Consider the following 22,541-nt stretch of genomic DNA (forward strand, 5'->3'; position numbering starts at 1 on the left):
GGGCCACCGGTTCGGCCGACGCGGGACCGACGGTCCGTCAGTTCCCCAATGGACAGATATGACCTGTTATGCCGACGATCGTCCTCATGCGTGGACTTCTTGCTTCCTCGATCGGTGTCACCTGCGCGGCGGCCCTCGCCCTGCCGCTCGCCCTGCCCGCGACGGGCGCCGCCCGCGCCGCCGCGCCCCCCGCCGCGGCCGCGCTCCCCGGCAGCACCCAGTCGCTCCCGCTCGCTCCCGCGGGCTCCGACCGCGCGGGCGGCGGGGTGCGCGAGGAGGGCCTGCCACGGCGTGACGTACGCCCGTTCTCGCTGGTCGGCGTCGTCTGGGAGGACCCGGCGGCCGAACTGCGCGGCCGCGTCCAGGTCCGCACCCGCGCCACCGGCACCGCGACCTGGTCCGCCTGGCAGGACGTCGAGACGCACAACCACGAGCACGCCGCCGACCCCGGCACCGCCGAGGGCACCTCCGGCCGTCTGCGCGGGGCGACGGCTCCGCTGTGGGTGGGCGACTCGGACGGCGTGGAGGTACGGGTACGGGCCCTGCCACCGGAGCACGCGTCGGACCGTGCGCCGGAGCGAGCGATGAACCGAGCGCCGGAGCACGTATCGGACGCGGCGTCAGACCGGGCGCCGGACCGGGCGCCGGACCGGCACGACACGCCCCCCGCCGAGACCGCCACGGCGACCAGCGCCGACGGCACCGTCCCCGTCCCCCTCCCCAAGGGCCTGCGCCTGGAGCTCGTGGACCCCGGTGCCGAGCCCCCGCCCGGCGGCGGCCAGGCCGACACCCCGCGCGCGGGCACCCTGACCGCCGAGGCCGCGGCGGCGTCCGCGGTCAACGCCGACCTCGCGCCCCTGGGCGCCAAGGCCGTACCGGCGCTGTCCAAAGAGCGCACGGAGGCGGACCTCCTCGCCGCCCGGGGCCTGCCGGACACGGGGAAGGCCCGCCCGTACGTCGGCCCGCGCCCGCGCATCGTCACCCGCAGGGGCTGGGGCGCCGACGAAGGCCTCCGCGAGCGGCACTTCGCGTACACCAAGAAGGTCAAGGCGGCGTTCGTGCACCACAGCGCGACCGGCAACGGCTACCGCTGCTCGCAGGCGTCCTCCGTCCTGCGCAGTATTTACCGCTACCACGTCAAGAGCAGCGGCTGGCGCGACTTCGGCTACAACTTCGCCGTCGACAAGTGCGGAAACATCTACGAAGGCCGCGCCGGGGGAGTGGCGAAGCCGGTCCTCGGCGCGCACACTCTCGGTTTCAACACGAACAGCATGGGCATCGCCGTCCTCGGCACCTACACCAGTGCCGCCCCGCCGAAGGCAGCGGTCAACGCCGTCGCCCGCCTGACGGCATGGAAGCTCGGGCTCTTCGGGGCCAATCCCCGAGGAACGACATACCTGAAGTCCGGAGGTGGCAACCTCTACAGGAAAGGCACGAACGTCCGCCTCCGTGTGATCTCCGGCCATCGGGACGGATTCGCCACGGAGTGCCCGGGCCGTCGCCTTTACAGCAAACTCGGCAAGGCCCGGTCCACGTCGGCTCGTCTCCAGGGCCGCTGAGGCCCGGTCACGCCGCACAGCCCGCGAGGGCGTCTGCATACACTGGCCGGCCGAAACACAGTTCGGCCGGCCCCAGCAGGAAGCAGAGACGACAGGTGACTGAAGCGATCCTCCTGGTCGGCGGCAAGGGCACCCGGTTGCGGCCGCTCACGGTGAACACCCCCAAGCCCATGGTCCCGGCGGCGGGTGTCCCGTTCCTCACGCACCAGCTGGCCAGGGCCCGCGCGGCGGGTGTGGACCACATCGTCCTCGCCACCTCGTATCTGGCCGAGGTCTTCGAGCCCTACTTCGGCGACGGCTCGGCGTTCGGCCTCCACATCGAGTACGTCACGGAGGACGAGCCCCTCGGCACCGGCGGCGCGATCCGCAACGTCGCATCGCGCCTCCGCTCCGGTCCGGGCGACCCGGTGCTCATCTTCAACGGCGACATCCTCACCGGCCTCGACATCCGGGCCCTGGTCGCCCGGCACGAGTCGACCGGCGCGGACGTCTCGCTGCACCTGACCCGGGTCACCGACCCGCGTGCGTACGGCCTGGTCCCCACCGACGACACGGGGCGCGTGCTCGCCTTCCTGGAGAAGCCCCAGACCCCCGAGGAGATCGTCACCGACCAGATCAACGCGGGCGCGTACGTGTTCCGGCGCTCGGTCATCGACACGATTCCCGCGGGCCGGCCCGTCTCCGTCGAGCGCGAGACCTTCCCTGAGCTGCTCGCCTCCGGCGCCCACCTCCAGGGCATGGTCGACTCGACGTACTGGCTGGACCTCGGCACGCCGCAGGCCTTCGTACGGGGCTCCGCCGACCTGGTCCTCGGCCGCGCCCCGTCCCCCGCGGTCCCCGGCCGCTGCGGCGACCGCCTGGTCCTGCCGTCCGCCCGGGTCGCCTCGGGCGCCAAGCTGACCGGCGGCACGGTGGTGGGCGAGCACGCGGTGGTCGGCGAGGGCGCGCGCCTTTACGGCAGCACGGTCCTGTCCGGCGCGGTCATCGAACCGGGCGCCGTCATCACCGACTCCCTCATCGGGGCGCGCGCCTCCGTGGGCGCCCGCTCGGTCCTCACCGGCGCGGTGGTGGGCGACGGCGCGCACATCGGGGCGGACAACGAACTCCGGGACGGCGTACGCGTCTGGTGCGAAGCCACACTCCCCCCGGGAGCGGTCCGCTTCTCCTCGGACCAGTAGGCCGCCGTTTTCTCCCACCCACCCGCCCTTTCATCGCGCTGACGCGCTCGTCCTCAAACGCCGGACGGGCTGAATCTCCGCGCTGCGCGCTTGTCCTCAATCGCCGGACGGGCTTGATGGTGCCGGGCTGGGCTTGATCTCCCGGGTGCGGGTATTTCAGCCCGTCCGGCGTTTGAGGACGAGGCGCGGAGCGCCGAAAAGCTTTGAGCGGGGGGCCGGGGGCGGCAGCACCCGGTTCGGGAAGGGGCGGGCCTGGGGCGCCCCGCGAGGGCTACCCTCGACGGATGTCCTCCCGCCGCACCTGGCCCCCCAGGACCCCCCTGGACCTGGGCCTCACCCTGGGCCCGCTGCGCAGAGGCCCCGCGGACCCCACCTTCACCACCACCCCCGACGGCTCGATCTGGCGAGCCACCCGCACCCCGCAGGGCCCCGCCACCCTCCGCGTAGCGCTCCGCGGAGGCATCGCGGAGGCGGAGGCCTGGGGCCCGGGCGCGGACTGGCTCCTGGAGCGGCTCCCGGCCCTCCTGGGCGACGAGGACACGCCGTCCGACTTCACGGCCCGCCACCGCCTCGTCGCCGACACCGAGCGCCGCCGCCCGGGCCTGCGCCTGACGCGTACGGGCCTGGTGATGGAGTCACTGATCCCGTCGATCCTCGAACAGAAGGTCACGACGGACGAGGCGTACCGCGCCTGGCGCCTCCTGGTCCGCGCGTACGGCGAACCGGCTCCGGGCCCGACGCCCGCGCGGGCCCGTATGCACGTGATGCCGGACCCGGCGACGTGGCGGCGCGTCCCGTCCTGGGAGTGGCACCGGGCGGGCGTGGACAACAAGCGGGCGTCGACGATCCTGCGCGCCGCGCGGGTGGCGGCCCGCCTGGAGGAGGCGGCGGCCATGCCCCCCGAGGAGGCCGCGGCCCGCCTGGAGCTGGTGCCCGGCATCGGCCCCTGGACCTCCGCGGAAACGGTCCAGCGCAGCAATGGCGCCCCCGACGCGGTCACCGTCGGCGATCTGCACCTGCCCGGCGTCATCGGCTACGCCCTGGCGGGCGAACGCGACGCCGACGACGCCCGCATGCTGGAACTCCTGGCCCCCTACCAGGGCCAACGCCACCGAGCGGCCCGCCTGATCCTCCTCAGCGGCCGCACCCCACCGCGCCGCACCCCCAAAATGCCGAAGGTCGACATAGCGACACTGTGAACCGCCCAAGCGGAGATTCAGCCCGTCCGGCGTTTGAGGACGAGGCGCGAAGCGCCAATGCCTTTGAGCGGGGGCCCGGGGGCGGCAGCCCCCGGTTCGGGAAGGGGCGGGCCTGGGGCGCACCGCGAGGCCTCCCGCTACCGCACCACCACGAACTCCCCGGCTTCCCGCCCCACCCGGGCCCCCGGCACGACCGCCGGATGCCCCACCGCCACGGCCCCCATGGGATCCCAGGACTCCGGCAGCCCAAGAACGCCCCGCACCACGTCCCGACAGAACATCGTCGACGACACCCACGCGGACCCAAGGCGCTCCCCGGCCAACGCCACCAGCAGGTTCTGCACCCCCGCGCCCGCGGCGACGACGAACATCTCCCGCTCGGCGGTGTCCCGCCGCTCGTCGCCGTACGTGTGCGCCCCGTCCGTCACGAGGCACGGCACCACCAGGTACGGCGCGCCGCGCAGCACGTCCCCGCGCCGGACCCGCCGCGTGATGGCCTCCTCGGACTTGCCGTCCCGCCGCAGGTCCGCGACCCACGCGTCCCGCATGGCGTCGAGCAGCCGGACCCGGGACTCCGGCGATTCGAGGAGGACGAACCGCCAGGGCGTCGTGTGGTGCGGCGCGGGCGCGGTCACGGCGGCGGCTACGGCGCGCCGTACCGCACCGGGGTCGACGGGCTCGTCGGTGAACTCCCGCACGGTGCGCCGCAGCGCGAGCGCCTCCCGTACGGCCTCGCTCGTGCCCAGCCGGAACATGTCGTCCCGGGCGTCGCGCACCAGCGCGCGTGCCCCGCTCTCCGGGGCGTCGGCGGTGTCGTCGGTGTTGCCGGTGCCGTCGGTGTCGTCGGCCTCGGCCCGCACCACGTGCCCGAGCCCCCGTACGACCGCCACCGGAAGGCCGGCCACCTTGCCTTTGACGAGGTCCCCGGCCGCGGCCAGCTCGTCGGCGGTGGCGATGACGGTGGCCTGGAGCGGGTTGCCGTGCGCGTCCACGCCGCCCCGCAGGTCGTCGAGGACCCGGACCCCGGCGGCGCCGATGGCGACGTCGGTGAGGCCGGTGCGCCAGGGGCGCCCGAAGGTGTCGGTGACGATCACGCCGACGTTCACGCCGAGCGCGGCGCGCAGCCCCTCGCGCAGGGCGCGCGCGGACGCGTCGGGCTCCTCGGGGAGCAACAGGACGGTCCCGGCGGGAGTGTTGGAGGCGTCGACCCCGGCGGCGGCCATGATCAGGCCCTGCCGGTTCTCGACGACGCGGAGCGTGCCGCGGCGCGCCACCACCCGTACCGTCTCGGCGTCGATCGCGGCCTCGCGGTCGGCGGCGGCGACGACGCGACCCTCGGCCTTGCTGACGATCTTCGAGGTGACGAGGACGACGTCCCCGTCGGCGAGGGCGGGCTCGGCGGCGGCGATCAGCTTGGCGAGGTCGTCGCCCTCGCGGACCTCGGGCAGGCCGGGCACGGCCCACACCCGGAACGCCGGGGCCTCGGGGGCGCTCACGCGCGGAGCTCCTCGGCCAGGGTGAGTGCCTCGCGGGCCATGGCCGCGGTGGCGTCGAGGTCCGTCATCAGCAGGGGGATCGCGCGGCAGCGGATGCCCGCGGTCTCCACCCGCTCCACGGTGCCCGCGTCCACCGTGTCGACGAGCCAGCCGTCGAGCAGGCCGCTGCCGTAGTGCTCGGCGACGGCGGCGGCCGAGGACTCGACGCCGACGGCGGCGAGCACCTTGTCGGCCATGCCGCGCACGGGCGCGTCCCCGACGATGGGGGACAGGCCCACCACGGGCACCCCGGCCTCGGCGATGGCCTCGCGGATGCCGGGCACGGCGAGGATCGTGCCGACGCTGACCACGGGGTTGGACGGCGGGAAGAGCACGACGTCGGCCTCGGCGATGGCTTCGAGGACGCCGGGCGCGGGCTTGGCCTGGTCGGCGCCGACGGGCACGATGGCGTGCGCGTCCACGGAGGCCCGGAGCCGCACCCAGTACTCCTGGAAGTGGACGGCCTTGCGCTCGCCGTCGACCTCGACGGCCACGTGGGTCTCGACGCGGTCGTCCGACATGGGGATGAGCCGCACGCCGGGCTGCCAGCGCTCGCAGAGCGCCTCGGTGACGGCGCTGAGGGGGTATCCGGCGGACAGCATCTGCGTCCGCACGATGTGGGTGGCGAAGTCGCGGTCGCCGAGCCCGAACCACTCGGGTCCGACTCCGTACGCCGCGAGTTCCTCCTTCACCTTGAAGGTCTCGTCCTCGCGTCCCCAGCCCTGTTCCTCGTTGATGCCGCCGCCGAGCGTGTACATCACCGTGTCGAGGTCGGGGCAGACCTTCAGGCCGAACAGGTGGATGTCGTCACCGGTGTTGCCGATGACGGTGATCGCCGCGTCGGGCGCGGCCTTCTTGAGGCCGCGGAGGAAACGGGCGCCGCCGATGCCGCCGGCCAGAACCACAATGCGCATGTGCCCAGCATCGCAGGCGGGTGTGACAGCGCGGCAGGCGGTCGCGGTATCGGCCGTGACGCTGGCGGGATCACACCGGTCGCGCCCGCCGCGCGCGCCGTCACGCGGTGAGTGCGTCGTGCGCCGGGTCCCGGGGCGCGCGGGCCTCGCAGCGGGCCGTGTGCATCGGCATCTCGGTCAGGCCGGGGTAGTAGACGTGCAGGCTCACGGCGGGCTCCAGGGAGTCGTTGACGACCTCGTGGGCGTAGCCGGGGGCGAAGACGCGCTGCGCGCCCGCGCCGAGGGCGCGGGTGTCGCGCCGGGTGCGCTCGGTCAACTCGCCCTCCAGGACGGTGAGGACGCCGGAGGAGCGGCCGTGGTCGTGGACGCCGCTGCCCTGTCCGGGCACCCAGGAGAGCAGCCACACCTCGTAGCCGGGACCGGTGCGCAGGCGGTGGTACCAGCGGCTGGTGGCGTCGTACTGGACGAGGGGCGCCCACTGGGCGCGGTCGGCGGCGATGGCGCGGGCGAGTCCGGCGAACTCCGCGACGGTGACGGGGTGCTCGCGCGCGGGCTGCAGGAGGTGCGGGACTTCGAGGATGTCGCCGGCGATCTGGAGGTCGCTGTCGCTGTTCATGGTGCGGTGGTTCCTCAACGTCAGAGTGCTGGGGTGTCGCGGGAGGAAAGCGGGGGTGCGGGTGGTGCGGGGGGTGCGCGGAGGAGCGGCGTGTGCGCGGCGCGCTACGGGGTGGGTCCGGGGTCTCCGGGGGCCGTGCGGCGGCTCAGCGGCTCGACAGCTGGAAGGCGGGATGGCTCAACAGCTGGAACAGGCACACGCACAGGTACAGCGACAGCGCGCGGGGGCAGCATTGGCAGACCCGCTGGTGCGGATCACGGAAAGCGCCAAGTTCGCGAGCATGCCCACCAGGACAGCGGCTCACACCTTCGATGTCAACTCGCTGTCCGCTATGTGGGCAATGTTTCACCTCATCCGGTTGTCCGAGCTGGCGAAAGGTTTGTGCGGTGGCCTCAGGGGACACATGGCGCACCAACCGGCGCTCGAAACGGCGCGTCAACCGGCGCTCGACCGCCGCGGTGATCCCGTGATCCCTGTGTGATCCGGTTCGCTTCGGCGACTTCGCCGCAACGGGGGTGACGGTATCGGCGTCCCTGTCAATGAGTTCGAACGCGTACGACGTGCGGACGGGGGCGTTGGCGCGCGCCGGTCGCGGGTCACTGGCGAGTGTCATGGTTTAGGTAGATATGAACACTTTCCGCAAAGCCTTGGTTCCGCAGAGTGAATAAGGGGCCCAATAGCAGATCTCAGCTTGACTGGCCCGGATCGGCACACTTGTAATTTCACTCGTGTCGTTCAGCCGAAATCGGTAACGGCAGCACCACGGGGACGCGAAGACAGACGAGGGGCGCACATGACCGAGCTGGTTCAGGAACTGCTGGTCGAAGACGCGGACGACGAACTCGGCTGGCAGGAGCGCGCGCTGTGCGCCCAGACCGACCCCGAGTCCTTCTTCCCCGAGAAGGGCGGCTCCACCCGCGAGGCCAAGAAGGTCTGCCTCGCCTGCGAGGTCCGCTCCGAATGCCTTGAGTACGCACTCGCGAACGACGAGCGCTTCGGGATCTGGGGCGGCCTTTCGGAACGTGAACGCCGCCGTCTGAAGAAGGCCGCCGTCTAGCCCTGGAGCACTCAGCCCGCACTCAGCCCGCCCCGTGCGCGAAGAACGTGCGCGAAGAAGGGCGGGACCGGGCCGCGACCGCGAGGCGCCCTATACCGCACGCGCCGCCCACTCCCCGGCATGTCGATAACACGTCGATCAGCCCGTCGCCCCCCGGTTGTCCACAGGCGGCGGGCTGTTGTGGTGCCAGCCGTTAGTGTGGGGCCCCGTCCGAGACGCCACAGCGCCCCCACCCGGCGCGGGCGTCCACCACAGTCCATCGAACCGGGGCCCGTACCTCGATGTCCGTGCACAGCCACCCCGCAGCCCGCGAAGCCGCTGCCGCCGGGTTCGACCCGGCGAGCCCTCCCGAGTTCCCGCGCCACGTCGTCACCGCCGTGCTCGTCTCCCACGACGGCGCCCGCTGGCTGCCCGACGCGCTCGCCGGACTCCTCGGCCAGGACCGCCCCGTACAGAACGCGATCGCGGCCGACACCGGCAGCGCCGACGACTCCGCGCGCCTGGTCACCGAGGCCCTCGGCGACGACCGCGTGCTGCACCTGGCCCGCCGCTCCGGCTTCGGCACCGCCGTCGACGAGGCCGTGCGCACCGCGCCCGTGCTCACCCCGGAGGACCTGCCGTACCTGAAGCGCCCCAGCGGCTGGGACCCCGTCAGCCGCAGCTGGCGCGACGACGCGTACGACCTGCCCGAGCTGCCCCACGGCGAGCCCGAGCAGTGGCTATGGCTCCTGCACGACGACTGCGCGCCCGAGCCCGGCGCCCTCGCCGAACTCCTGCGCGCCGTCGAGATGGAGCGCGAGGCGGGCAACGAGGTCGCGATCGTCGGCCCCAAGCTGCGCGGCTGGTACGACCGCAGGCAGCTCCTCGAAGTCGGCGTCTCCATCGCCCACTCCGGCCGCCGCTGGACCGGCCTCGACCGCCGCGAGCAGGACCAGGGCCAGCACGACCACGTACGGCCCGTCCTGTCCGTGTCCACCGCGGGCATGCTGATCCGGCGCGACGTCTACGAACGGCTCGGCGGCTTCGACCGGCGACTGCCGCTCATGCGCGACGACGTCGACCTGTGCTGGCGCGCGCACACCGCGGGACACCGCGTCCTGGTCGCCCCCGAGGCCGTCGTACGCCACGCGGAGGCCGCCTCCCGCGAGCGCCGCACCGTCGACTGCGTGGGCCGCACGGCCACCTCCCCGCACCGCGTGGACAAGGCGGGCGCCGTCTACACCCTCCTCGTCAACTCCCGCACGGCCGTCCTGCCCTGGGTCCTGCTGCGGCTCGTCATCGGCACCCTGCTGCGCACCCTCGGCCTCCTCCTCGGCAAGGCGCCCGGCCAGGCCCTGGACGAGGTCGCGGGGCTCTTCGGCACGCTGCTGCGGCCCGAGCGCGTCCTCGGCGCCCGCAAGAAGCGCGGCGATCCGGTCGTCGGCGCGGGCGAGATGCGGCCGCTGTTCCCGCCGCCCGGAGCCACCGTGCGCGCCACCGTCGAGCAGGTCGCGAGCGCCGTCTCCGGTGACTCCGACCCCGAGGTGTCCGCCGCGGGGCGGCACGGAGCCGTCGAGTCCGGCCCCGGCGGCGACGACGCCGACTTCCTGGAGGTCGAGCAGTTCGCCCGCCTCAAGCGCGTCGCCCGCAAGCCGGGGCCGCTGCTCTTCCTGCTGCTCCTGCTCGTGTCGCTCGTCGCCTGCCGCGCCCTGCTCGGCGGCGGGGCGCTCGCGGGCGGCGCGCTGCTGCCCGCCCCCGCCGACGCCTCCGGGCTGTGGTCGCGCTACGCGGACGCCTGGCACCCGGTGGGCATCGGCGGCACCGACGCCGCGCCGCCCTACCTGGCGCTCCTCGCCACCCTGGCGACCCTCCTGTTCGGCTCCGGCGGACTCGCCGTCACCGTCCTCCTGATCGGCTCGGTGCCCCTCGCGGGCGTCGTCGCGTACTTCGCTTCGCGGCCCCTGGTCACCTCGCGGCTGCTGCGCGCGTGGGCGTCCATCGCGTACGCCTTCCTGCCCGCCGCCACCGGCGCGCTCGCGGGCGGCCGCGTCGGCACCGCCGTCCTCGCCGTCCTGCTGCCGCTCATCGCGCGCGCGGGAGCGGCGGCGAGCGGCCTTTCGTCCCCGGAGGGCACGCGCGGCAGCTGGCGCGCCACCTGGGCGTACGCGCTGCTGCTGACCGTCACCACCGCCTTCACGCCGATCGTGTGGCCGATCGCCCTGGTCCTCGGCCTCCTGGTGCTCGCGCTTCGCCGCGGCGACGCCGTCGCCTACGGGCTCCGGTTCCTGGCCGCGCTCGGCACTCCGCTGCTCGTGCTCGCGCCGTGGTCCCTGACGCTGCTGCCGTTCGGCTTCTTCCGGGAGGCCGGTCTGGAGTACGGCCCTGGCGCCGCGTCCGCGCTCGACCTGCTCGGCGCCAGCCCCGGCGGCCCCGGCACCGTGCACGGCCTGATGCTCATCGGCGTCGTCCTCGCCGCGCTCGCCGCCCTGCTGCGCGGCGAGCGGCAGACGGCCGTCCGCGCCGCCTGGGCCGTCGCGCTGGTGGCCCTGGTGTTCGCCGTCCTGTCGAACGGCTCGGCGTGGGCGGGCCCCGCCACCCTCGCCTACGGCATCGCGCTGCTCGCCGCCGCCGCGCTCGGCGCCGACGGGGCACGCGCGCGCGTGGCCGAGCAGAGCTTCGGCTGGCGCCAGCCGGTGGCCGCGCTCATCGCGTTCGCCGCGGCCGCGGGCCCGCTGCTCGCCGCCGCGGGCTGGATGATCGGCGGCGCCGACGGTCCGGTGCAGCGCCGCGACCCCGTACAGGTGCCCGCGTTCGTCGCCGAGGAGAGCGGCACCCAGGACCAGGCCCGCACCCTCGTCCTGGACAGCGACTCCGCCTCCGAGGTCGCCTACACGCTCGTGCGCGGCGCGGGCGCCCGCCTCGGGGACGCCGAACTGGCCGCCGAGGACGGCTCGGACGCGCGCCTCGACCGGATCGTCGCCCGCCTCCTCGCGGGCTCCGGCGCCCACCAGGCCGACCAGCTGCGCGGCTACGCGGTGCGCTACGTCCTCGTCCGCGAAGGCGCGCCCCGTCAGCTGAGCCGCACCCTGGACGCCACGCCGGGCCTGACCCGGCTCAGCCAGGAGGACGGCAGCGCGCTGTGGCGCGTGGACCGCCAGGTCGCCCGCGCCGTCATCGTCGCCGGGACCAAGGACCCCGAGCCGGTCGCCGCGGGCCCCGTCGAGGTGCACACCACGATCCCCGCGGGCAAGGGGGGCCGCGTCCTGCGCATCGCCGACGCGGCCGACGCGGGCTGGACGGCCACCCTGGACGGCCAGCCGCTGAAGCGGACCACCGTGGACGGCTGGGCGCAGGGCTTCGAACTGCCCGCGTCCGGCGGCCGCCTGGCCGTCACCTACGAGCCGTCGACGGCCCACACGATGCTCCTGTGGACGCAGGGCGCGCTCGCCCTCGTCCTCGTGGTCCTCGCCCTTCCCGGGCGCCGCCGCGACGTGGACGACGACCTGCCGGACGACGAGGTGGCCGTGCCCGCGCAGGCCGTCACGGGGGAGGGCCGCAGGGCGCGCAGGCTGCGGGCCCAGGGCGAACCGGCATCCCAGGAGAGCCCGTTCGCGGACCGCGCCCCCGAAGAGGCCGCCTTGGGCGGCGTCCCGCAGCAGCACACCCCGCCGCAGCCCTCGAACGCCCCCGTACCCGGCGAGTGGCAGACGCCCGCCCACGCGGGCGCCGACCACGGCGGCGAACAGCAGTACCAGGGCGGGCAGTACGCGCAAGGCGGCTACGACCAGGCGTACCAGACGGATGCCTATCAGGGCGCCCAGTACGACCCGTACGCCTACGGAGGCACGTACGGCGCCTACGGCACGGACCAGGGCTATGGCACGGACCCGGGCCAGGCCTATGGCGCGGAGACGGGCCAGGCCCCGGCCTACGGCCAGACGTACGACGCCCCGGACGCCGCCCATCCGCAGCAGCCGCCGATGCCGCCGCGGCCCCCGCGCGGCACCGACAGCGAGCGCCCCGACGGGAGCCAGCAGTGAACCGCACCACCGTGTCCCTGTTCGCTGTGACGGCCGCCCTGGCCGCCGTCACCGGCTTCGCCGTCGTCAACGCCCCGGCGGGTGACGACGGCCCCCAGGCGGCGAAGCGGCTGCCCGTGGAGCGCACGAGCCTGCTGTGCCCGCAGCCCAGCTCCTCCGACCTCGCGGAGACGACGTACACGGCCTTCACGCCCGCGTCGAAGGACACCGCCAAGGGACCCGCGGGCGGCGCCGAACTGGCGCCCGTCATCAAGGAGCTGACGGACGCGCCCCAGGGGGCCACCGGCAAGGGCGCGAAGCCGTTCCTGACCCAGAAGCAGCCCGGCAAGCCCGTCTCCGGCGAGGAGTCCGGCGCGGAGGCCCCCGCGCTCATCGGCGACGCCGACGGCCGCCTCGCGCCCGGCTGGGCCGTCCAGCAGACCACCTCGGTCAGCGCGGGCGCGGGCCGGGGCCTGCACGGCACCGCCTGCACGGCACCGGACACCGACTTCTGGTTCCCGGGCGCCAGCTCCGCCAAGGGCCGCAACGACTACGTCCACCTGGCGAACCCGGACGACGCGGCGGCGGTCGTGGACATCGAGCTGTACGGCCGGGACGGCGCGCTCAAGGCCGAGGTGGGCGAGTCCATCCAGGTGCAGCCGCACTCCAGCTTCCCGGTGCTCCTGTCGACGCTCACGGCCAAGCCGCAGACCAACCTCACGGCGCACGTGACCGTGCGCAGCGGCCGCGTGGCCGCCGCCGTGCACTCCCTGGACGACGAACTCGGCGGCGACTGGCTGCCCCCGGCCGCCGACCCGGCGCCCCGCCTGGTGCTGCCCGGCATCCCCAAGGACGCCACCTCGGTCCGTCTGGTCGCCTTCGCCCCCGGCGCCGACGACGCCGACCTGAAGGTCCAACTCGCCTCACCGACCGGGCCGATCACCCCCGCCGGGCACGAGACCCTGCACGTCAAGTCCGGCATGACGGCCGCCGTCGACCTGGGTGACGTCACCAAGGGCGAGGCCGGATCCCTGATCCTCACCCCCACGGAGGACCCCGTCCCGGTGGTCGCGGCCCTCCGCGTCACCCGCGGCAAGGGCAGCAAGCAGGAGACGGCGTTCATCCCGGCGACCGCCGCCGTCGGCACCCGCGCCACGGCCGCCGACAACCGCGCCAAGGGCACCACGCTCTCCCTCACGGCCCCCGACAGGACCGCCCGCGTCAAGGTCACCGCGTCCGCGGGCACGGAGTCCGGCGACCCCACGACGAAGACGTACACGGTCAAGGCGGGCACGACCCTCTCGGTCACCCCACCCGTCCCCGCAGGCCTCAAGGGCTCCTACGCCCTCACCCTGGAACCCCAGTCCACGGCCCCCGTCCACGCCTCCCGCACCCTGGAACTCCCCGAAAACGACATCCCCATGTTCACGATCCAGCCCCTCCCGGACGACAGGGGAACGGTGGCGGTACCGAAGGCGAAGCAGAACCTGGAGGTACTGCAGAAGTAGCGGTTCTAGCCCGTCCGGCGCTTGAGGACAAGCGCGCAAGCGCGAGATTCAGCCCGTCCGGCGTTTGAGGACGAGGCGCGAAGCGCCAATGTCTGTGGGGCGGGGCCCGGGGGCGGCCAGCCCCCGGTTCGGGAAGGGGCGGGCCTGGGGCGCCCCGCGAGGGACCCGGCGGTCAGTCCTCGCCGTACCGCGGATCCACAGACTCCGGCGAGAGCCCCAACAGCTCCGCCACCTGCTCCACGACAACCTCGTGCACCAGCGCGGCCCGCTCGTCCCGCCCCTTGGTACGGATCTCCACAGGCCGCCGGTACACGACCACCCGCGCGGGCCGCCCCTCGGAGGCGGAAACCGTCCCCCCGAGCGGCACCCCGTCACCGTTCCACTCCTCCTCCGGGGCGGTGCCCGGGCCGCCGCTCACGACGGGCGGCACCTCGAGCACCAGGAAGTCGATCTCGGTGAGCTGCGGCCAGCGCCGCTCGAGGCGCTCCACGGAGTCCTGCACGAGGTCGGTGAAGGCCTCGGCGCGGCTGGTGGAGAGAGGGACCTGCGGCGGCGCCACGGGGCCGCGCATGCCCCGGCCGTGGCGGTCGCGGCGTCGGGGCCTCGGCTCGGCTGAGCGGGGCTGTACGGGGTCGTCCATCACTGGGGAAGCGTAGTCCTCGAGATCGGCCTTTCCGCACAGAGCACGGCATGTCGCTTCCTGACCATTCCAGCCAAGCTTGAGCTCGATTGTGTATCTCTCCAGGACCGCCGACCTCGCCCTGATTGGCAGTATTTGTTCCTAGTGGTGACCGGGTTCAACACCGCTCACCCCTCTGGCCCCTTGCGTCGTCGCAGGTCAGAGTGGTGCTTTCCGGACACCCTGGACGCGGGAGCACAGCACGACACGGGGGAGTGACCTGGTGGAGAGTCGTCGCGGCCCGCTCAAGAGTGCGGTACCGTCCAACGTCGTGAGCCCTGTACGTCGCTGTTCGCGCACCGCTTGCGGCCGACCCGCCGTCGCGACGCTGACGTACGTCTACGCCGACTCGACCGCGGTCCTCGGCCCCCTCGCCACCTACGCCGAACCCCACTGCTACGACCTGTGCGCCGAGCACTCCGAGCGCCTGACCGCGCCGCGCGGCTGGGAGGTCGTCCGCCTTGCCGACGCCTCAGGACCGGCCCGTCCCAGCGGTGACGACCTCGAAGCGCTCGCCAACGCCGTGCGGGAGGCGGCCCGGCCGCAGCAGCGCGCCGCGGAGGCGGGCGGCAGCGGGGGACGCGGGGCGGACCCGATGGAGGTCGCGCGCCGCGGCCACCTCCGGGTGCTGCGCTCCCCGGAGCCCTGAGCCCTCTTCGGCACCCCTTTGGTTTGGTTTGGGACTTGGTTTGGCGACTTGGTCTGGCGATGCTCGGCAGCGGGCGTCTTCGTAGGCAGCGCTTCGTAGCTCTTCGCAGCCGTAGCGGTCCTCTTCGCAGGCAGAACGCCGTAGCGCCCCTCTCCGTAGGCAGAACGCCGTAGCGCCCCTCTCCGTACGCACTGCCCCCCAACCGCCCTCCCCGTAGGCAGCGGCGCGCGCACCCTCCGAACAGCCAACCCCTCACGCCCCATTGACGTCCCGTCGACGCGGAGCTGACCATTCCCCCACCCGTGAGTGATCACGGAACCCGGGGAGGCCCGCATGTTCGTCCAGGAACTGGAGCCCGTAGCCGACTCGCTCGGCCTGTCCGCACTCGTCGCGACACTGCCCCTGCTCACCGTCCTCGTCCTCCTGGGCGCCGTCCGCATGAAGGCGCACCGGGCCGGACTCACCGGCCTCGCCGTAGCCGTCGCCGTCGCCTGGCTCGTGTTCGGCATGCCCCTCGGCCAGACCGTGTCCAGCGCCGCCCAAGGGGCCGTCTTCGGCCTCTTCCCCATCCTGTGGATCGTCGTCAACGCCCTGTGGGTGTACCGGATGACCGTCCGCACCCGGCACTTCGACATCCTGCGCCGCTCCTTCGGGCGCCTCTCCGACGACCCGCGCATCCAGGCGCTCGTCATCGCCTTCTGCTTCGGCGCGCTCCTGGAGGCCCTCGCCGGGTTCGGGGCACCCGTCGCGATCAGCGCCGTGATGCTCGTTGCGCTCGGCTTCGAGCCGGTGCGCGCCGCCGTCGTCGCCCTCGTCGCCAACACCGCGCCCGTGGCCTTCGGCGCCATGGGCACGCCCGTGGTGACCCTCGCCCAGGTCACCGGCATCCCACTCGACACCGTCGCCACCGTGGTCGGCCGTCAGACGCCGCTGCTCGCGCTCGTCGTGCCGCTGCTCCTGGTCGTCCTCGTGGACGGACGGCGCGGCCTGCGCGAGACCTGGGTACCGGCCCTGGCGTGCGGCTTCGCCTTCGCCGTCGCGCAGTTCGCGGCCTCCAACTACGTGTCCGCGCAACTGGCCGACATCGCGGCCGCGTTGGCGGGCGCGGGCGCCCTGGTGGTCGTGCCGTCCGCCCGCAGGCCCGCCGCCGAGCCGGTACGGGCCGCCGTCCTGACCGGCGCCCGCAGCGAGGACCTCGACCACGAGGACCCGCGCGCGGACGTGCTGCGCGCCTACGCCCCGTACGCCCTGATCGTCGCGATCTTCTCCGTCGCCCAGATCCCGCCCGTCAAGGACTTCCTGGCCAAGGCCACCCGCACCTTCGACTGGCCCTTCCTGGACGTCGCCGGCCCCACGGGCGACCCGGTCGGCGGCAACGCCTTCTCGCTGCCGCTCGTGGCCACCGGCGGCACGCTCGTGCTGCTCGCGGGCATCGGCACGGCCGCCGTGCTCGGCGTCCACGCGCGCGTGGCGGCACGGGAGTGGGCGGCGACCGTCCACGAGCTGCGCTTCGCGATCCTCACGGTGACGAGCGTGCTCGCCCTCGCGTACGTCATGAACCTCTCCGGACAGGCCGCCACCATCGGGCACTTCGTGGCCGACGCGGGCGCCGGGCTCGCGTTCCTGTCACCGGTGCTCGGCTGGTTCGGCGTCGCCGTCACCGGCTCGGACACCTCCGCGAACGCGCTTTTCGGCGCCCTGCAGGTGACCGCGGCCGAACAGTCGGGGCTCTCGCCCGAACTCCTCGCGGCCGCCAACAGCTCCGGCGGCGTGCTCGGCAAGATGATCTCCCCGCAGAACCTGACGATCGCCTGCGCCGCCGTCGGACTCGCGGGCAAGGAAGGCGACCTGCTGCGCAGAGTGCTGCCCTGGAGCATCGGACTCCTCCTCGTGATGTGCCTGATCGTGGTGGCCCAGAGCACGGCGGTCCTCGGCTGGATGCTGCCCTGAAACCGCCCCCGACCCCGACCCCGCCCTGATCCGGGCCGCGCTCCGACCCCGACGCGACCCGGACCTGCCCCTGACCCGCCCCGGATCTGTCACGCCTGCACAACCGGCCGTCAGCGGTTGCGGGTAGTTTGGGGTCCGCCGGAGTGAAGACCGCAGTGAGGCTTCTCGTCCCAGGCGCCTTGGGCGCATGCCGGAACGCACATCGCAGAACGTTGGAGAGAGGGCTGACCGTGGCTGCAGATCTGTCCCAGATCGTGAAGGCGTACGACGTACGCGGGGTGGTCCCGGACCAGTGGGACGAATCCCTGGCCGAACTGTTCGGCGCGGCCTTCGCACAGGTGACGGGCGCGGACGCGATCGTCGTCGGCCACGACATGCGCCCCTCCTCGCCCGGCCTCTCCGGCGCCTTCGCGCGCGGCGCGGCCGCCCGCGGCGTGGACGTCACCCAGATCGGCCTGTGCTCCACGGACCAGCTGTACTACGCCTCGGGCGAGCTGAACCTCCCGGGCGCGATGTTCACGGCGTCCCACAACCCCGCGCAGTACAACGGCATCAAGATGTGCCGCGCGGGCGCCGCCCCGGTCGGCCAGGACACCGGCCTCGCCGACATCCGCGCGCTCGTCGAGTCCTGGACCGCGTCCGCGTCCGCCTCTGGAGCCGGGTCCGGCGCCCCGGAGCCCGCGGCCACCCCGGGCACCCTCACCAGCCGCGACACCCTCAAGGACTACGCGGCGTACCTGCGCTCCCTGGTCGACCTCACCGCCATCCGCCCCCTCAAGGTCGTCGTCGACGCGGGCAACGGCATGGGCGGCCACACCGTCCCCACTGTCTTCGAAGGCCTCCCCCTCACTGTCGTACCGATGTACTTCGAACTCGACGGCACCTTCCCGAACCACGAGGCGAACCCGCTGGACCCGGCGAACATCGTCGACCTCCAAAAGCGCGTCCGCGAGGAGGGCGCCGACCTCGGCATCGCCTTCGACGGCGACGCCGACCGCTGCTTCGTCGTCGACGAGAACGGCGCCCCGGTCTCCCCGTCGGCCGTCACCGCCCTGGTCGCCTCCCGCGAGCTCGCCAAGCACGGCGGCTCGGGCACGGTCATCCACAACCTGATCACGTCCTGGTCGGTGCCCGAGGTCGTCCGCGAGAACGGCGGCACGCCCGTGCGCACGCGCGTGGGCCACTCCTTCATCAAGGAGGAGATGGCCAAGAGCGGCGCCATCTTCGGCGGCGAACACTCCGCGCACTACTACTTCCGCGACTTCTGGAACGCGGACACCGGCATGCTGGCCGCCCTCCACGTCCTCGCCGCGCTCGGCGGCCAGGACGGCCCGCTCTCCGCCCTGGTCGAGCAGTACGACCGCTATGAGGGCTCCGGCGAGATCAACTCGACGGTGGCCGACCAGTCCGCCCGCCTCGCCGCGATCAGAGCCGCGTACGAGGGCCAGGAAGGCGTCACCCTCGACGAGCTCGACGGCCTGACGGTCACGACCGCCGACTGGTGGTTCAACGTCCGCGCCTCGAACACCGAGCCGCTGCTGCGCCTCAACGCCGAGGCCCGCGACCAGCGCACGATGGAACAGGTCCGGGACGCGGCCCTGGCCATCATCAGGGCGTAGCCGCTCGCCGCCGGGCCCGGAGTCCACGGGCAGGCGCTCCGCACGGCGCGACGGGCGGGGGCGCGCCCCCGCCCCCGCCCGAATCCCCCGGCCAGCGATAGGCTGAACGGGCCGCACCGCTCGAAACGACCACCCCGAAGGGACCACCCCATGCCGCTCGAAGCCGGCCTCCTGGAGATCCTCGCCTGCCCGGCCTGTCACGCCCCCCTCAAGGAGACGGACGCCGAGCTGGTCTGCACGGCGGGCGGCACCGACTGCGGCCTGGCGTATCCGATCCGTGACGGCATCCCCGTGCTCCTGGTCGACGAGGCCCGCCGACCCGAGTAAGGATCGACACAGGGCGAGCCGCACGACACGCGTACGCCCCACCAGCGCACCCCCTGCCGCGCCCGGCGATCGGAGGCCGCCCCCATGCTCGACGAGTCGCTCCTTGACGCCCCCGACGACCTCGCCCGCGCCGACCGGCACGACCTGCTGCGCGGCGCCGCCGAAGCGGGCGCCCGGGTACGGACCGCCGTCCGGCACGCCACGGAGTCCGGGCTCACGGAACTGAAGCCGGACGGCCGCCCGCGCGCCATCCTGATCGCGGGCCCCGGCACCGCGGCCACCGGCGTCGCCGACCTCCTCGGCGCGCTCGTGGGCACCGGCTGCCCCGTCGTCCGCCTCGCCCCCGAAGGCGTCGCCCCCGCCGCGGGCGCCCTGCGCTGGACCCTGCCCGGCTGGGCCGGCCCCGTCGACCTGCTGCTCATCGCCACGCCTGACGGCACCGAACCGGGCCTCACGCTCCTCGCCGAGCAGGCCTACCGCCGCGGCTGCACCGTCGTCGCGGTGGCCCCGAACCGCACCCCCCTCGCCGACGGCGTGGCGGGCTCGCACGGCCTCGTCGTCCCCATGGCCCCACCGCCGCGGCCCGGCACGGACGGCGCCGACGAGCCGGAAGCGGTCGCCGCCGCCCCCGGCACCCTGTGGGCGCTGCTCACCCCGCTCCTCGCCCTCCTCGACCGCACCGGCCTGGTCGCCGCCCCCGTCGAGACCCTCGAAAAGGTCGCCGACCGCCTCGACGGCGTCGCCGAGCGCTGCGGCCCCGCCATCGCCACGTACAGCAACCCCGCCAAGACCCTCGCCACCGAGCTGGCCGACGCGCTGCCGCTGCTCTGGACCGAGGGCCAGACCGCGGGCCCCGTGGGCCGCCGCTTCGCCGCCGCCCTCGCCGAGCTCGCGGGGCACCCCGCGCTCACCGCCGAACTGCCCGAAGCGCTGCCCGCGCACGCCTCGCTGCTCGCGCGCGGCCTCGCCGCGCCCGCCGCCGACGGCGACGACTTCTTCCGCGACCGCGTCGAGGACCCCTCGCCGCTGCGGGCCCGCGTGGTCCTGCTGCGCGACCGCGCGGCCGACACCGGCGGCCTGACCGCCGCGCCTGCCGCCCGCGAGCTCGTCCACAGCCACGACATCGCGCTCAGCGAGCTCGACCCGGAGGACGGCGACGACCTGGAACGCCTCGCCGAGCTGATCGCCATCACGGATTTCGCCGCCGTTTACCTGGCACTCGCCTCCGGGGACCGATCATGACCGGAACGCACCTGTGCGCACCGCACCTGTGCGCACCGCACCCGCGCGCACCGCACCCGCGCGCACCGCACCCGCGCGCACCGCACCCGCGCGCACCGCACTAGTTCGCACTCCACCCGCGCACTCCACCCGCGCACCCCCAACCCGCGCACCCCACCCGCACCCCGCGTCACCGCGAGCCCGTAAGGGAGACCCAGCCGTGGACCGCCTCACCAACACGATCCGCCCCTATGCCTGGGGATCCACCACCGCCATCGCGGGCCTCCTCGGGGCCGAGCCGACCGGCGAGCCGCAGGCCGAGATGTGGATGGGTGCCCACCCGGGCGCGCCCTCGCGCACCGAGCGCGGACCGCTCAACGAGGTGATCGACGAGGACCCCCGCCGCGAGCTCGGCGCCCGCGCCGCCGACAAGTTCGGCCCCCGCCTGCCCTTCCTCCTGAAGATCCTCGCCGCCGGCGCCCCCCTCTCCGTACAGGTACACCCGAACCTGGAACAGGCACGGGAGGGATACGAGGACGAGGAACACCGCGGCATCCCCCTCGACGCGCCCCACCGCAACTACAAGGACGCCAACCACAAGCCCGAACTGCTCTGCGCGCTCACGCCGTTCGACGGCCTGTGCGGCTTCCGCGCCCCCGCCGAGGCCGCCGACCTGCTCGACGGGCTCGGCGTCGACTCGCTCAAGCCGTACGTCGACCTGCTGCGCGCCCAGCCCGAGGACGCCGCCCTGCGCGAGGTCCTCACGGCCGTGCTCACCGCCGACCGCGAGGAGATGGCCGCCACCGTCACCGAGACCGCGGCCGCCGCCGAACGCCTCGGCGGCGCCTACGCCCCGTACGCCGACGCGGCCCGGCACTTCCCCGGCGACCCCGGCGTCGTCGCCGCCATGCTGCTCAACTACGTCCAGCTCCAGCCCGGCGAGGCCCTCTACCTCGGCGCCGGAGTCCCGCACGCCTATCTGAACGGCATGGGCGTCGAGATCATGGCCAACTCCGACAACGTGCTGCGCTGCGGCCTCACCCCCAAGCACGTCGACGTGCCCGAACTCCTGCACGTCGTCCGCTTCGAGGCCACCGACCCCGGCGTGCTGCGCCCAGAGGCAGCAGCCGATGGCGAAGAGGTCTACGACACCCCGATCGACGAGTTCCGCCTCTCCCGCTTCGTGCTGCCCGAAGGCGGCGCCCCGCACGACCTCACCGCCGAGACCCCGCAGATCCTGCTCTGCACGGCGGGCGAGGTCCGCGCGGGCGACATCGCCCTCACGCCCGGTCAGTCCGTGTTCGTCCCCGCGGGTGAAAAGGCGGGCGTGTCCGGTGGCGGCACCGTTTTCCGCGCCACTGTGGTCGCCTGAACCACCCCACGCCTCCCGTGCTGCAACAATGACCCACCGCACGGCCGGACCCCACGGGCGCCCGGCCGCCGCGGCAGGACGAACGTACGCGCGTCACGCGGCAGGCGGGGCACGCAACCGAAGGGACAACGGGCACACATGAGTGCGTCAGGCGGAACAAAGGCGATCGTGGCGGCGCTGGCCGCCAACCTCGCGATCGCGGTGGCCAAGTTCGTGGCGTTCCTCTTCAGCGGCTCGTCGTCGATGCTCGCCGAGAGCGTGCACTCCCTGGCCGACTCCGGCAACCAGGGCCTGCTGCTCCTCGGCGGCAAGAAGGCCCAGCGCGAGGCGACCCCCCAACACCCCTTCGGCTACGGCCGCGAGCGCTACATCTACGCGTTCCTCGTCTCCATCGTGCTCTTCTCCGTCGGCGGCATGTTCGCCATCTACGAGGGCTACGAGAAGATCAAGCACCCGCACGAGATCGAGCACTGGTACTGGCCGGTGGGCGTCCTGGTGTTCGCCATCATCGCCGAGTCGTTCTCCTTCCGGACCGCCATCAAGGAGTCCAACGCCCTGCGCGGCTCGCTCTCCTGGAAGGAGTTCGTCCGCCGCGCCAAGGCCCCCGAGCTGCCCGTCGTCCTCCTGGAGGACCTCGGCGCCCTCGTCGGCCTCGTCCTCGCCCTCGGCGGTGTCGGCCTCGCGCTCGCCACGGGCGACGGCGTCTGGGACGGCATCGGCACGCTCTGCATCGGCGTCCTGCTGATCCTCATCGCGATCGTGCTGGCGGCGGAGACCAAGTCGCTGCTGCTCGGCGAGGCCGCGGGCACCGAAGAGGTCGCGAAGATCGAGCAGGCCCTGGTCGACGGCGACACCGTCACCGGCGTGATCCACATGCGCACGCTCCACCTCGGCCCCGAGGAACTCCTCGTCGCCGCCAAGGTCGCCGTCCAGCACGACGACACCGCCCGCGAGGTCGCCGAGGCGATCAACGCGGCCGAGGACCGCATCCGCGCGGCCGTCCCGATCGCCCGCGTCATCTACCTGGAGCCGGACATCTACAGCGCGGAGGCCGCCGCGGCGGGCACCAACCCGGCCAAGTCCCCGGGCGGCCCGGCCCCGGAGAACGACCACTGACGTCGTACGCGTCCGTACGGCGAAGGGGCCCGCACCACCCGGTG

The 22,541-nt window shown here is 73.9% G+C and carries 18 protein-coding genes; 13 read left to right on the forward strand and 5 right to left on the reverse strand.

Annotation, left to right across the window (positions count from 1 at the left end):
- The first annotated feature begins 86 nt into the window (after positions 1-86).
- From AC07A4_RS21520 to AC07A4_RS21530, 3 genes are all read left to right on the forward strand, one after another.
- Positions 87-1,559: a peptidoglycan recognition protein family protein gene (locus AC07A4_RS21520; RefSeq protein WP_478600976.1), complete on the forward strand. Its 1,473-nt coding sequence runs from the start codon at positions 87-89 to the stop codon at positions 1,557-1,559.
- A gap of 95 nt (positions 1,560-1,654) precedes the next feature.
- Entirely contained in the window at positions 1,655-2,737 is a 1,083-nt protein-coding gene (manB, locus tag AC07A4_RS21525) for a mannose-1-phosphate guanylyltransferase (protein WP_478600978.1), read from the forward strand.
- 284 nt (positions 2,738-3,021) lie between these two features.
- Positions 3,022-3,936, forward strand: coding sequence for a DNA-3-methyladenine glycosylase family protein (locus AC07A4_RS21530; protein WP_478600981.1), 915 nt, complete (start codon positions 3,022-3,024; stop codon positions 3,934-3,936).
- 137 nt (positions 3,937-4,073) lie between these two features.
- Here AC07A4_RS21530 and AC07A4_RS21535 read toward each other — a convergent pair whose 3' ends face one another.
- The 4 genes from AC07A4_RS21535 to AC07A4_RS21550 form a co-directional block, all read right to left on the reverse strand.
- Entirely contained in the window at positions 4,074-5,432 is a 1,359-nt protein-coding gene (locus AC07A4_RS21535) for a coenzyme F420-0:L-glutamate ligase (RefSeq protein ID WP_478600984.1), read from the reverse strand.
- On the reverse strand, positions 5,429-6,385 hold the full coding sequence (cofD, locus tag AC07A4_RS21540; protein WP_478600986.1) for a 2-phospho-L-lactate transferase: 957 nt from the start codon (positions 6,383-6,385) through the stop codon (positions 5,429-5,431). Before cofD ends, AC07A4_RS21535 begins: the two co-directional genes overlap by 4 nt.
- Positions 6,386-6,485: 100 nt before the next feature.
- Positions 6,486-7,001 (reverse strand): cysteine dioxygenase, encoded by a 516-nt coding sequence (locus AC07A4_RS21545; protein ID WP_478600988.1) that lies wholly within the window; start codon positions 6,999-7,001, stop codon positions 6,486-6,488.
- A gap of 145 nt (positions 7,002-7,146) precedes the next feature.
- Positions 7,147-7,614 (reverse strand): hypothetical protein, encoded by a 468-nt coding sequence (locus AC07A4_RS21550; protein WP_478600991.1) that lies wholly within the window; start codon positions 7,612-7,614, stop codon positions 7,147-7,149.
- A 180-nt stretch (positions 7,615-7,794) separates the two neighbouring features.
- Here AC07A4_RS21550 and AC07A4_RS21555 point away from each other — a divergent pair, with 180 nt between their 5' ends.
- From AC07A4_RS21555 to AC07A4_RS21565, 3 genes are all read left to right on the forward strand, one after another.
- The gene (locus AC07A4_RS21555) at positions 7,795-8,058 is read left to right on the forward strand and encodes a WhiB family transcriptional regulator (RefSeq protein ID WP_030672713.1); all 264 of its coding nucleotides are present in this window, start codon (positions 7,795-7,797) and stop codon (positions 8,056-8,058) included.
- A gap of 281 nt (positions 8,059-8,339) precedes the next feature.
- The gene (locus AC07A4_RS21560; protein WP_478600995.1) at positions 8,340-12,077 is read left to right on the forward strand and encodes a glycosyltransferase family 2 protein; all 3,738 of its coding nucleotides are present in this window, start codon (positions 8,340-8,342) and stop codon (positions 12,075-12,077) included.
- Positions 12,074-13,564, forward strand: a complete 1,491-nt coding sequence (locus AC07A4_RS21565; protein ID WP_478600997.1) for a DUF5719 family protein — start codon at positions 12,074-12,076, stop codon at positions 13,562-13,564. Before AC07A4_RS21560 ends, AC07A4_RS21565 begins: the two co-directional genes overlap by 4 nt.
- Before the next feature lie 172 nt (positions 13,565-13,736).
- On the opposite strand, the gene AC07A4_RS21570 is transcribed toward AC07A4_RS21565, so the two are convergent.
- Positions 13,737-14,204, reverse strand: coding sequence for a metallopeptidase family protein (locus AC07A4_RS21570; RefSeq protein ID WP_478600999.1), 468 nt, complete (start codon positions 14,202-14,204; stop codon positions 13,737-13,739).
- A gap of 262 nt (positions 14,205-14,466) precedes the next feature.
- Between AC07A4_RS21570 and AC07A4_RS21575 the strand changes: the two genes are divergently transcribed.
- The 7 genes from AC07A4_RS21575 (at position 14,467) to AC07A4_RS21605 (ending at position 22,497) form a co-directional block, all read left to right on the forward strand.
- On the forward strand, positions 14,467-14,892 hold the full coding sequence (locus AC07A4_RS21575; RefSeq protein WP_478601001.1) for a DUF3499 domain-containing protein: 426 nt from the start codon (positions 14,467-14,469) through the stop codon (positions 14,890-14,892).
- A 333-nt stretch (positions 14,893-15,225) separates the two neighbouring features.
- A complete protein-coding gene (locus tag AC07A4_RS21580) occupies positions 15,226-16,842 on the forward strand; it encodes an L-lactate permease (protein WP_478601002.1) in 1,617 nt (538 codons plus the stop codon).
- 230 nt (positions 16,843-17,072) lie between these two features.
- Positions 17,073-18,461: a phosphomannomutase/phosphoglucomutase gene (locus tag AC07A4_RS21585; RefSeq protein ID WP_478601003.1), complete on the forward strand. Its 1,389-nt coding sequence runs from the start codon at positions 17,073-17,075 to the stop codon at positions 18,459-18,461.
- Between the two features lie 150 nt (positions 18,462-18,611).
- A complete protein-coding gene (locus tag AC07A4_RS21590; protein WP_478601006.1) occupies positions 18,612-18,788 on the forward strand; it encodes a Trm112 family protein in 177 nt (58 codons plus the stop codon).
- Between the two features lie 84 nt (positions 18,789-18,872).
- Positions 18,873-20,030, forward strand: coding sequence for an SIS domain-containing protein (locus AC07A4_RS21595; RefSeq protein WP_478601008.1), 1,158 nt, complete (start codon positions 18,873-18,875; stop codon positions 20,028-20,030).
- A gap of 199 nt (positions 20,031-20,229) precedes the next feature.
- Positions 20,230-21,381, forward strand: coding sequence for a mannose-6-phosphate isomerase, class I (gene manA, locus AC07A4_RS21600; protein ID WP_478601010.1), 1,152 nt, complete (start codon positions 20,230-20,232; stop codon positions 21,379-21,381).
- A 138-nt stretch (positions 21,382-21,519) separates the two neighbouring features.
- Positions 21,520-22,497 carry a cation diffusion facilitator family transporter gene (locus tag AC07A4_RS21605; RefSeq protein ID WP_478601012.1) on the forward strand — a complete coding sequence of 326 codons (978 nt, stop codon included), beginning with the start codon at positions 21,520-21,522 and terminating at the stop codon, positions 22,495-22,497.
- Positions 22,498-22,541: the final 44 nt, after the last annotated feature.

The sequence above is a fragment of the Streptomyces sp. NPDC043996 genome (genome assembly GCF_056435225.1).